Raw genomic sequence first — 10,762 nt, 5'->3', positions numbered from 1 at the left:
CCATGGCACAAGCGTTTCTCCAACAAGAGGCGGCCTGACTTTTTTGTCCTCCGGAGCCCGTTGAACAGAACTCCTGCCGGATTCGGCGAAGCGAACCCTTGACCAACCGAACACCGCCAAAGGTAAAATTCGGTCATGGCAAGGGCGGCTTTCTTATTGCCTTCTTTTTTGTCCCCGTCGCCCTTGACGACTCTTCCGCACCTTTGGCGGGTGTTGGTCAAGGGCGAATCCGGCCCTCCGCATGCCCCACGATGCTCAATGGGATGATCTGTGTGGAGTTTTCATAGAACTTTTGACGCTACCCCGTCAGCCAAAAAAGCGGCCGAGCTGGGCCGCCTGCTTGTTAATGGATGATTTCTTTCATCGCCTCTTGCAGCGAATGAAAGCCTTTTTTCTCCCGACCGTCTTTTCGAACGGTCCATTCCTGCTTCTCAAGCGCCAGTTCACCGCGTTCGTTTTTGACAAACGGCATGTGAATGGTGATCATCTCGTCATCTTTGTTGATCGTATAACCGATATAATAGCGATTGCCTTCACCATGCTCTTCAAAAATGCCGACTTGGTCGAGGCCATACGCTTCCATCATCGGCTCAAGCGTGTCGATAAACTCGTCGATCACGACGCTTCTTGGCACAAATTCCATCTTCGTTTCCTCCTCTTTGCCCATGCTCAATGTTAGTGTGCGGCAAAACGAGGAAAAGAATGAACGGAAAAGATCGGCTACGCCGGCGGTTCGCCGCAAGCGTTGCGGTTGTGTTCTTCTAGCCATTGTTGCAGCTTTTCCGCTTCAAGCGAACGGCTGAAATAAAATCCTTGCGCGTAGTCGCAATCCATTTGCGACAGAAGCGCCACTTGCGATTCACTCTCCACCCCTTCGGCCAATACTTCAATATCCAGGCTTTTTGCTAAATGAATGATCGTATCAACAATCGTGGCATCTTTCGAGTTTTCCGCAATGCCTTCAATGAAACTGCGGTCGATTTTCAACAGCGACACTGGCAAATTGCGGATGTAAGCCAACGATGAAAAACCGGTTCCAAAGTCATCGATCGCCGCCTGTACGCCAAGTCGCTGCAGTTCGGTTAAAATGTGTCTTCCTGTCTCAATGTTTTCCATCAGCCCGCTTTCTGTCACCTCTAAAATGAGCCGATCAGGCGCTAGCCCCGTCTCGCGCAAAATGCGCTTCACATGCTCGACAAGTTCGGGGCGGTTGAGCAAAAACGGCGATAAATTGACCGCTAACTTCAGTCTGGGAAATTTTCTTTCCCATTCTTTCACTTGGCGGCACGCCCGTTCCAACACCCATAGCGTAATTTCAAAAATAAAGCCGCTCTCTTCAGCCAGCGGGATGAAATCAAGCGGCGGAATGTCGCCAAGCGCCGGGTGGCGCCAGCGCAACAGCGCCTCAACGCCCATTGCCCGGCCTTTGGCAAGCCTCACTTTCGGCTGATAGCATAAATACAACTGCCCGCGCATAACGGCAAACGGCAAATCTTGCTCGATCACCGCCTGCCGATGCTCGGTCGGGCGGTAAAAGGCATAGCCGTTCCGCCCCCGCTCTTTCACTTCGTACAACGCTTGATCAGCGTATTTCATCACTTGCTCCATCCGATCGCTGTCTTTCGGGAAAAAAGCGATGCCGATCGATAAGGTCGATTGGATGAGCTGTTTGTCGTAATAAAACGGCTCATGAAACGAGCTGACAAGCCGCTCGGCCAAGGCGGTCATCTCCGTTTTCGTGATGTTTGGCAACAAGAGAACAAACTCATCGCCGCCGATGCGGGCAAAAAAGTCGCCGGGACGCAACGCCCGCTCGACGCGCTTGACCGCCTCGCGCAAAAAGTAATCGCCGGCTTGATGGGAAAAATGATCGTTGATCCATTTGAATTTGTCAAAATCCAAATAACAAAGAGCAAACGGCGTCTGACTCGCGATCAGCTCATGAATATGCCGCTCGAAATAGCTGCGGTTGGCGATGCCCGTGAGCGAATCGAAATAGGCAAGTTGGCGCAGCTTTTCTTCGTACCGCTTCCGCTCGCTGATGTTTTTCACGGTCACAATGACGCAATCCAATGCCCCTGCCTCGTCGAGAATCGCCTCCCCTTGCGCTTCGACCCAAATCCATTCGCCCTGCTCCCCTTGTTTGCGAAACTCTGCAGCTTGCGTTTCATATGTATCGTACAGCTCAGCCAGTTTTTGCGCCACCGCCGGCGCATCATCCGGATGGACAAACGCCAGCACATCTTTGTACGTTATCGGATGGCGCTCATCCGTTTTGTGTTTCCACGACGGCGGAATGTACGCCAACTCACCGTGGCGGGAAAAAATCAATACATAATCGCTCGAATGTTCGACGATCAGCTGCAAGCGCCTTTCCGCTTCGACCAGCCGCTCCTGCAGCCCGCTCTCTTCCGCTTGACGGCGCAGGACGCATAAGACGGCTGCCGCCTGTCCGTTTTCGTCAATGATCGGCGACACCCCCGCAACCAATAAGCCACCAAGCAACTCCCAGCGAAAGGCAGCCGGGCGCTGTTTCACCCGTTCAACCAACGCCCGTCCTTCGATGGACAGCGTCCTTTGTTCTTCTTCACTCAGCGCCAAGCCGGCAAAAGCCGGATTGTTGTAAATGATCACGCCTTGCAAATTCAAGATGACCACTGCTTCTGTGAAGTGATGGAAAAAGGCCGTATATTTGTCCATGCAATTGCTACCTCGCCGTTTCACCAAAATAAGCGATGTCCACACTTCCATTTTCACGAAAATACCGACAAAAATCAACAAATTTCGCAAACATTTTTCGCAAACATTTTGTCAAAAATATGGAACTGCCCACCGGCGGCCTCCCGGTCATCCGGTTTGCCGCTGGCGGGCTTTGAGTGGGCACGTTTGGCAGCATGTCCCCCCGTTGGTTTGCACGTATAGGCAGCACGTTGTCCGCTGCATGCCGCTCGCGCCTTTCCAAAAGCGACGGAGCGGATTGTCTTTTTGGCCAAACAGGCGGCCGTCTGCGTCATAAACAAGGAAATAAAAATCATCGCGCAGCCGGTCGGCGACCGGAGCAAGCGACTCATCCTCAAGCCAACGTTCATATACCCAGTATACATAAATCGCGACATTTTCCCATAAGATGAGCGGCGATACACGCGTCAGGCGCCGCAACCGGACGATGAGCGGAGCGAACAAGCCGGCGAACACGTCGCGAACGGCCTGCTCGCGCCAACCGCTGCGCTCAATGCCGCACATCTCCGCTTCCGGCGGCGCAAGGCGAAAGCGCGGCATCCACATTTCCCCTTCGCCGTCCGTATCAAGCCAAATTCGCTCAAGATCGAGCACAAGCCGCTTGTTCCACACCGACATGGCGTATAAGGCCATCGGCGCCAAAAAGCTTAGGCGCTTGACGAGCATCGAAGCGGCAACCGCGTCATTTGCCGCCCCCATCTCGGCGCGGACGTGCGCCACATACTTCGCGAGCTGCCCGTCATCATTCAGCAGCCGGGCCAACAACATCGATGACGAGACATCAGCAGCTTCACTTGAAAAACGGTACGTTTCCAACGTTTTCATTTCGTCTTCACGCAGTCTCATCTCGATACGCCTTCTTTCTGTAAAATTCGCCGTCCTTTCCCATACGGAATGCAAAGCGGGGTGCCAAAGATTGGATCGTACGTGATTTGGCAATCCATTTGGAACACATCTTTCACGAGCTGGCGGGAAATGACATCCTCCGGCTTTCCTTCGGCATACACCGTTTTATCGCGAATGGCGACGAGATGATGGGCGTAACGGCACGCTAAATTCAAATCGTGAAGCACCATGACGATCGTCCGCTGTTCTGTTGCATTGAGTTCGAACAATAAATCCAAAATATCAATTTGATGCGCCAAATCTAAGTAAGTGGTCGGCTCGTCAAGCAAGATGATGTCTGTTTCTTGCGCTAATGTCATGGCAATCCATGCGCGCTGGCGCTGGCCGCCGGACAGCGAATCAACCGGCCGCTCGGCAAGCTCTGTCAGCCCTGTTGCTGACAAAGCGCGCGCAACGGCGTGCTCATCTTCGTCGCTCCATTGCTTGAGCCACGTTTGATATGGATAACGCTCTTGCTTGACGAGCTGAAGGACCGTCAATCCTTCCGGAGCCACAGGCGACTGCGGCAAAATGGCCAAACGGCGGGCGATTTCCTTGGTCGGCTGCTTGGCAATCTCTTTTCCATCAAGCAAGACAGCGCCGCCTGCCGCCAACTCGTATCGGTATATCCGCAAACGATGCTCATCCACATGGCGGCAAGCAGCACAATCAGCAAACCGATAAGGCCAATCATTTTTTGACGGTTTGTCGCCAGCATCTCTGAGATCTCCCTTGCTTCATTCTCTATATCTCTATCGTCAAGTCTATTTGATAATGACTCTCATCGTCAATGTTTTTTCGCATTTTCTTTTTTATTTATAGTTGACAATGATTCTCAATCTTATTTATTTATCAACGTAAATGAAATTCATTATCAAATACAAAGGGGGTTGGCTAGTGAAATCACGACATCTCACCCTTTTTCCGCCTTCATTCTTTCTCTCCTGCTTCTCGCGGGCTGCGGCGGAAAACAGGAAGAAACAGCCAAACCAGCGGAAAACAATGGGGCGAAAGCGGAAGTGAGCTACACGGTCGAACACGCCATGGGCCCGACCGAAATCAAAGGAACACCCAAACGGGTCGTCATTTTGACGAACGAAGGAACAGAAGCGTTGCTGGCGCTAGGCATAAAGCCGGTCGGCGCCGTCAAATCGTGGACGGGCGATCCGTGGTACGACCATATTAAAGATAAAATGGAAGGCGTCAAAGAGCTCGGTTTGGAGTCAGAGCCGAACGTGGAAGCGATCGCCGCCTTGAAACCGGATTTGATCATCGGCAACAAAATGCGCCATGAAAAAATTTACGAACAACTGAAACAAATCGCCCCGACCGTGTTCTCAGAAACGCTGCGCGGCAACTGGAAAGACAACTTTATGCTGTATGCGAAAGCTGTGAACCAAGAGGAAAAAGGGAAACAAATCATTGCTGAATATGACAAACGCATTGAAGACTTAAAAGCAAAACTCGGCGACAAGTTAAACATGAAAGTCTCGATCGTCCGCTTTATGGCCGGCGACGTGCGCATTTACCATAAAGACTCGTTCTCCGGCGTCATTTTGGATCAACTTGGCTTCGCCCGCCCGGAATCGCAAAACGTAAACGACTTTGCGGAAACCGGCGTGACGAAAGAACGCATTCCAGCAATGGATGGCGACATCCTGTTCTACTTTACATATGAGACGGGGGACGGCAAAGCGAGCGAACTTGAAAAAGAATGGATCAACGACCCACTCTTTCAAAACTTAAACGTCGCGAAACAAGGCAAGGTGTACAAAGTGAGCGACACGATTTGGAACACGGCTGGCAGAGTACTTGCGGCCCACTTGATGTTGGATGATATTGAAAAATATTTTCTGCAAGGCCAGTAATGCAGTGAAAGGCGATGCAAAGCCTCTTCTTCCTTTGCATCGTCTTCTTTTTTTCTTATGAAAACGCACTGCCTTGATCAGCCATTTTTATGCTGGAATGGTGAGCGCAGCGCGCCTAGCTACAAGATGGTTGCCGCCCAAGACAAAGTATGATACATTCAAACTGTCAATAACCGAGCCAGGAAACGACCAAAAAGAAAGGAAGAAGAAATTTGAGACGTCCAGTATGGATGGCGGCATGTATGTTGTCGTTTAGCATTCTTCTGTCAGGCTGCGCAGATGGCAACAGCCAAGAACAAAGCCATTCGCATATAACGAAAACCGCCACTGGCGATATTCGCGAAACAACAAAATCGATCGAGCATTTGCCAAGCTTTTTGAGCGCGTTTGAAGAAGAGATGGCGGTCTTGTACCAACAGGCTGCTGAACACCGCGAGCTGCTTGAGAATATCCCTTGCTATTGCGGCTGCGGGCAATCAGCTGGCCATAAGAACAGTTATGATTGCTTTGTCTATGAAACTAAACAAGACGGCTCGGTCGTCTGGGATGATCATGCCACCAAATGCGGCGTCTGCTTGGAGATCGCCGCTGAATCGATCGCCGCTTACGATCAAGGGAAATCGATCAAAGACATTCGGCATATGATCGATGAAAAATATAAAGAAGGCTACGCCGAACCGACGCCGACCAAACCGCTCTAATACCAGCAAAAAAAGCGCCAAACTTAGCGCTTTTTTTTCGTTCAGCCGATGCCCTAGGCCAAAACGACATTGATCCTGTAAAATCAACTCTTTGTTCACGGCGAACTCGATCGCTTGGCGAACAATGACCATTCTCCACCAACCTTCCAGTCCTCTGCCCTGCCTAGGAGCGTCAGTGGCGGCTGAGCGCGGCGTACAGATCATGCAGCGTGTCGATGCCGCGCTGGCGGAATTCATCGAGCAAAATCGCCCATAGCTTTGCCATCGCTTCGACGTCGCCATCCGCCGTATGGCGGCGCGGGCAACAGATGCCGTAACAAGCTAACGCATCGTCAAACGTCGGGCACGAATGGCCGATCAGCGTCATCATCGGCTGCAAGTCAAGAAATCGTCCGCTCCATTTTTGCCGATAATGGCGCCAAAGGGCATGGCGCAAAAACGCCAAATCATGGCCGATATGATAGCCGACTAAAACGCCTGTGGCAATAAACGGCACAAACGTGCGCAGCGCCTCGGCAAGCGGCGGAGCGAACACCACATCCTTCGCCTCAATGCCGGTCAAGGCGGAGATGTGTTGCGGGATCGGCTTTTCCGGCTTGACGAGCGTCATGTACATATCGGTCACGGCTCCTCCGACCGTTTTCGCTGCCGCCATGGCCAAAATTTCATCGCCTTGCTCCGGGGAAAAGCCGGTCGTTTCCATATCGATGATGACAAACGGGATGTCAGTCAAACGGTCATGCCAATTGATGATGTGCTGTTTTTCCTTTTGCAGCGAGCGCAGCCACATTTCCTGCTGCAGCGAATGATCGTTGCCGAATAGGGCGGACGATGCTTCACGAGGGATGCCAAGCGACAACAAGCGGAGCGCCCGCTGCCAAAAACGGTGCCGCTCATGCATGAATGCGAGCCACCTGCCGGGCGACAAAGCGCTGCAACCGTTTTGCGGTGCGCATCGCTTGCTTCAGCTGCTTTTGCTCTGTCCGCTTAAGCGTCCGCCATAACACATATTCACGACCATCCCTCGCCTCGGTGCTGTACTTGAGACGAATCGAATAGTAAACAGACAGCGCCTCGCCAACGGCGGTGGAAAGCGGTGCCGTCAATACGCCCGCCGCCTCAAGCGCCCGCCGCCGCTCTGCCGTGTCCGCCGCCGGGACTTGAGCAAAACAGGCCAACCATTTCAGAGCGTTAGTGAGTTGCACGTAGCCGCTTTGTTTCATATGAACGGCCCCACTATGCGGCCCCCATCGCTCCGTTTGCACGTTACCCAGCCAACCGAGCGGAACCGGAGGGAATTGAACGTGCTCCCCCATACGCGCCAACAGCGGCGGCCGGTCAGCGATCTCGGCAAACAGCGTCCGCCTCCCCGCCTCGGCCAGTTCGGCGTCTCCATAAAGCGGCCGCATATCCATCGCGATCAACAAAAAACGAATGTCGTTCGGCCACCCGCTTTCGAAATAGGAAGAAAGTTGTTGCTCCCAACCGCGGACCGACTGCGCCCACCGCTTGTTCGTCGCCATCACGTAACCGGAGCAGTACGGATACCCAGCCTCATGCAACATGTCCACCCCAATCGCCGCCATATGGCGGATGAATTCATAACAATCCGCCTCCACTTCCTCGGGACAGTCGAATAAAACGCCGTGATCCTGATCCGTCCAGATCGTCGGCTCACGCCGGCCGATGCTTCCCATCACATACCAGCACCACGCCGGGGGACGAATGCCGACCGACTGTTTCATCGTCTCCCGCTCCGCAAGGAAAAACGCGCGGCGAAGGATGGCTTCATGCACACAAACGATGTCGCTTGCAAGCTGCTCCATTTGTTCAAGCGTCAAACAGCGCCGCAGTTCACGCGCCAGTTCATCATGACAAAAACGAAGTTCGGCGGCCGACTCGGCTGCACTTAGCCGTTCGGCCACCTTTTCCGCCAACGATTCCACCTCCTTTTCCCCCTTGGCTATTGCTGGGCAGCTGTCTTCGGCTGATACGCGGGATCGAGCTGTTCCGGATAGCCATAAGAGCCGTGCTCGCTAATATCAAGACCTGAAATTTCTTGTTCCGCCGTCACACGCAGTCCGATCGTTTTCTTCATGGCATATAAGATGATAAACGAAACGGCAGCGACATACACCGCAGCGCCGAGCACCCCGACCGTTTGCACAATCAGCTGATCAAATCCGCCGCCGTAAAACAGTCCGGCCTTCCCGATGCCCGTGATCTCGACTAAACGCGGCGAAGCGAAAAACCCAGTTGAAATCGTGCCGATAATGCCGGCAATGCCGTGGACGGAAAAGGCGTAAATTGGATCATCAATCCCTTTGCGTTCGAAGTAGATGGACGTCCAGAACGTGAACGATCCCGCCACTGCACCGATGATGACCGCCGCCCACGGTTCAACGAACGCGCACGCCGCTGTAATGGCAACCAATGCCGCCAACACACCGTTGACCATCGCCGGAATGTCCGCTTTGCCGACCAAAATTTTCGCCGTCAAGATCGCAGCAACCGCCCCCGCCGCAGCAGCCAAGTTCGTCGTCAAGGCCACATAGCCGAAAAATCCGTCGCCAACCGCCATCGTGCTGCCCGCGTTAAAGCCGAACCAGCCGATCCATAAAATCAATCCGCCAATGACTGTATACACTTGGTTATGCCCCGGAATGACGTTTGGCGTCTTGTCTTTATTGAACTTGCCGATGCGCGGGCCAAGCAAGACCGTGGCGATGAGCGCCGCAATCGCGCCTTGCAAGTGGACAACGGTTGAACCAGCGAAATCTTGCATCCCGAGTTGCCCGAGCCAGCCGCCGCCCCACACCCAATGGCCGATCACCGGGTAAATGGCGATCGTAAAAATCGTGCCAAAAAGAAAATAAACAGACAGCTTCGCCCGCTCAGCGAAGCCGCCCCAAGCGATGGCCAGCGACACGCCGGCAAAGCCGAGCTGGAATAAAAATTTGAGCTCGAGCGGCACATTCGCCCACGACAACGAGTCAAACGTTCCTTTTCCTTCTTTTAAAAACCATCCTTCCGTCCCGATGAAGCTATTCCCAGCCCCAAACGCAATCGCAAAGCCGAACGCCCAAAACGCCAATGAGGCGATAGCAAAGCTTAAAATTTGTTTGCCAGCCACATGCCCGGAGTTTTTCATGCGCGTTGATCCGGCCTCAAGCAAAGCAAACCCTGCCTGCATGCCGATGACGAGCACCGCCGAAAGCATGACCCAGAGGGCATCCAGCCCAAGCGTCAACGTTTTTTCATCCATTTTACGCATCCCCCTTTTGTCATTTATCATCCCTTTTATATGTAATAATATATAACACAAACCAACCAAAAGCAACGTGTGTTTTTGGTTGCAATCGGTTTCGAACACAAAAAGTTTGTTAAATTTATTAACAAAAAAGAATGCCTCTCATCACGAGGGGCATTCCTCACAGTGTTACGCCACACGAATGGGCTTGCCAAACGGCACGCGCGGCATATAATCGTCCGGCACAAGCCAAAACACTTCATAGTCGACTTCGAGTTCTTCATAAAAATAGCCGGTTACATCGGTGATGTAAAACAACGTATCGATTTTTTGCGCAGCGGCCCATTCCAGCACTTCGGTGTACGACGATTTCCCGTGCTTGAAATATTTAATCGTCGCCACGCCAACCGGAGAGACATCGCGAATTTTAAAATCCGCTTGGACGAGCAGCGTGTCCGGGCGCAGCTTTTCAAACAGCTTCACAATGTTTTGAATGAGCATTGGCCGCTCCGGACGGTTTGATGTGTCGATCGCCAACGCGATGGAATGGTCTTTCCGCTCTTTGAGCAACGCCAATAAAGCCCGCTGCCATCTCACGATGATCATCCCCCTTATATCGGTGAATCGCCGTGCGCACTACTAGTATAGACGACGATGGGGGAAAGTACGAACTGTTTTTCTTTCCTTTTGCCCTTTCATTTCTCACCGATGGACAGCCTTAGCCATCAGCGGAAACGCCAAGGAGCGAATCCTTGGCGTTTCGGCTTTTACTCCGGCGGGGACAGGGGAATGTCTGGCGCGTTTTCTTGCTCGGCCGCCGCCTCGATCGTCCCTTCCGCGTAGACGTCGCTTACTTGTTCATGCGTCTCGGCCAACCCGGCGCCGAGAGCCGCGGCTGACTTGTAATCAGACGGATCATACTGGCGCCCGGCCACCTCAAGCGATTGTTTGTTCTCTTCCATTCGCTTTCCTCCCTGTTTACATCGTTCATTATATTAATGTGAAACAGGGATGAAAAATAAAAAGAGCATTCCCGTTAGGAGCTTTTCCGGGGACTTGATCAAAAAAAGCCCTCTTGGTATGATGCAGGGGTGTCAAACAATACCTACCATCATGCCAAGGAGGACTTCAGATGAATTGTACACAAAACTATAAAATTGATCAAGTTACGGAACAAACGCTTGTCGTGGGCATCGATATCGCGAAACGAACCCACTACGCCTGCTTCGTGGATGACCGGGGGCGCGTGCTTCGCAAATCGTTCCCGATCTTCCAGTCGAAAGAGGGGTTTCAACAGCTGTATAAAGCGATTCAGGGGG

Annotated in this window: 11 protein-coding genes and 1 pseudogene; 3 read left to right on the top strand and 9 right to left on the bottom strand. The window is 52.6% G+C overall.

Annotation, left to right across the window (positions count from 1 at the left end):
• Positions 1-343 precede the first annotated feature (343 nt).
• From AP057_RS13950 to AP057_RS13935, 4 genes and pseudogenes are all read right to left on the bottom strand, one after another.
• On the bottom strand, positions 344-643 hold the full coding sequence (locus tag AP057_RS13950; RefSeq protein WP_033016592.1) for a DUF5634 family protein: 300 nt from the start codon (positions 641-643) through the stop codon (positions 344-346).
• A 77-nt stretch (positions 644-720) separates the two neighbouring features.
• The gene (locus AP057_RS13945) at positions 721-2,700 is read right to left on the bottom strand and encodes a bifunctional diguanylate cyclase/phosphodiesterase (protein ID WP_055359010.1); all 1,980 of its coding nucleotides are present in this window, start codon (positions 2,698-2,700) and stop codon (positions 721-723) included.
• Positions 2,701-2,847: 147 nt separating this feature from the next.
• Positions 2,848-3,585 (bottom strand): IucA/IucC family C-terminal-domain containing protein, encoded by a 738-nt coding sequence (locus AP057_RS13940; RefSeq protein ID WP_055359009.1) that lies wholly within the window; start codon positions 3,583-3,585, stop codon positions 2,848-2,850.
• A pseudogene (locus AP057_RS13935) lies at positions 3,582-4,229 on the bottom strand (ABC transporter ATP-binding protein); the annotation flags it as partial. The pseudogene AP057_RS13935 and the gene AP057_RS13940, both read right to left, overlap by 4 nt.
• Positions 4,230-4,514: 285 nt before the next feature.
• On the opposite strand from AP057_RS13935, the gene AP057_RS13930 reads away from it, so the two are divergent.
• Positions 4,515-5,492: an ABC transporter substrate-binding protein gene (locus tag AP057_RS13930; protein WP_235468586.1), complete on the top strand. Its 978-nt coding sequence runs from the start codon at positions 4,515-4,517 to the stop codon at positions 5,490-5,492.
• Between the two features lie 230 nt (positions 5,493-5,722).
• Positions 5,723-6,193, top strand: coding sequence for a PCYCGC motif-containing (lipo)protein (locus tag AP057_RS13925; RefSeq protein WP_369813965.1), 471 nt, complete (start codon positions 5,723-5,725; stop codon positions 6,191-6,193).
• Between the two features lie 172 nt (positions 6,194-6,365).
• Here AP057_RS13925 and AP057_RS13920 read toward each other — a convergent pair whose 3' ends face one another.
• The 5 genes from AP057_RS13920 to AP057_RS13900 all read right to left on the bottom strand — a co-directional run bounded on the left by AP057_RS13920 (position 6,366) and on the right by AP057_RS13900 (position 10,405).
• Positions 6,366-7,094: a 3'-5' exonuclease gene (locus tag AP057_RS13920; protein WP_055359007.1), complete on the bottom strand. Its 729-nt coding sequence runs from the start codon at positions 7,092-7,094 to the stop codon at positions 6,366-6,368.
• Positions 7,087-8,139, bottom strand: a complete 1,053-nt coding sequence (locus AP057_RS13915) for a DUF294 nucleotidyltransferase-like domain-containing protein (RefSeq protein WP_055359006.1) — start codon at positions 8,137-8,139, stop codon at positions 7,087-7,089. Before AP057_RS13915 ends, AP057_RS13920 begins: the two co-directional genes overlap by 8 nt.
• 17 nt (positions 8,140-8,156) lie before the next feature.
• Complete coding sequence (locus AP057_RS13910; protein WP_055359005.1) at positions 8,157-9,458, bottom strand: ammonium transporter; 1,302 nt, start codon at positions 9,456-9,458, stop codon at positions 8,157-8,159.
• 174 nt (positions 9,459-9,632) lie between these two features.
• Positions 9,633-10,040 carry a VWA-like domain-containing protein gene (locus AP057_RS13905; protein ID WP_014195627.1) on the bottom strand — a complete coding sequence of 136 codons (408 nt, stop codon included), beginning with the start codon at positions 10,038-10,040 and terminating at the stop codon, positions 9,633-9,635.
• 170 nt (positions 10,041-10,210) lie between these two features.
• The gene (locus AP057_RS13900; RefSeq protein WP_055359004.1) at positions 10,211-10,405 is read right to left on the bottom strand and encodes a YozQ family protein; all 195 of its coding nucleotides are present in this window, start codon (positions 10,403-10,405) and stop codon (positions 10,211-10,213) included.
• Between the two features lie 170 nt (positions 10,406-10,575).
• On the opposite strand from AP057_RS13900, the gene AP057_RS13895 reads away from it, so the two are divergent.
• The coding region (locus AP057_RS13895) for a transposase (protein WP_055359003.1) at positions 10,576-10,762 on the top strand (187 nt) is incomplete at its 3' end.

It is taken from the genome of Geobacillus sp. Sah69, from assembly GCF_001414205.1.
GTDB classification, from domain to species: Bacteria; Bacillota; Bacilli; order Bacillales; family Anoxybacillaceae; genus Geobacillus; species Geobacillus stearothermophilus.
This window is presented reverse-complemented; position numbering and strand designations above follow the sequence as displayed.

Bases quoted from the DNA above. Each gene is read 5' to 3' on its own strand.
- AP057_RS13925 (WP_369813965.1), top strand. From the start codon at position 5,723: ATGGCGGCATGTATGTTGTCGTTTAGCATTCTTCTGTCAGGCTGCGCA.
- AP057_RS13950 (WP_033016592.1), bottom strand. From the start codon at position 643: ATGGAATTTGTGCCAAGAAGCGTCGTGATCGACGAGTTTATCGACACG.
- AP057_RS13900 (WP_055359004.1), bottom strand. From the start codon at position 10,405: ATGGAAGAGAACAAACAATCGCTTGAGGTGGCCGGGCGCCAGTATGAT.
- AP057_RS13920 (WP_055359007.1), bottom strand. From the start codon at position 7,094: ATGCATGAGCGGCACCGTTTTTGGCAGCGGGCGCTCCGCTTGTTGTCG.
- AP057_RS13910 (WP_055359005.1), bottom strand. From the start codon at position 9,458: ATGGATGAAAAAACGTTGACGCTTGGGCTGGATGCCCTCTGGGTCATG.
- AP057_RS13945 (WP_055359010.1), bottom strand. From the start codon at position 2,700: ATGGACAAATATACGGCCTTTTTCCATCACTTCACAGAAGCAGTGGTC.
- AP057_RS13940 (WP_055359009.1), bottom strand. From the start codon at position 3,585: ATGAGACTGCGTGAAGACGAAATGAAAACGTTGGAAACGTACCGTTTT.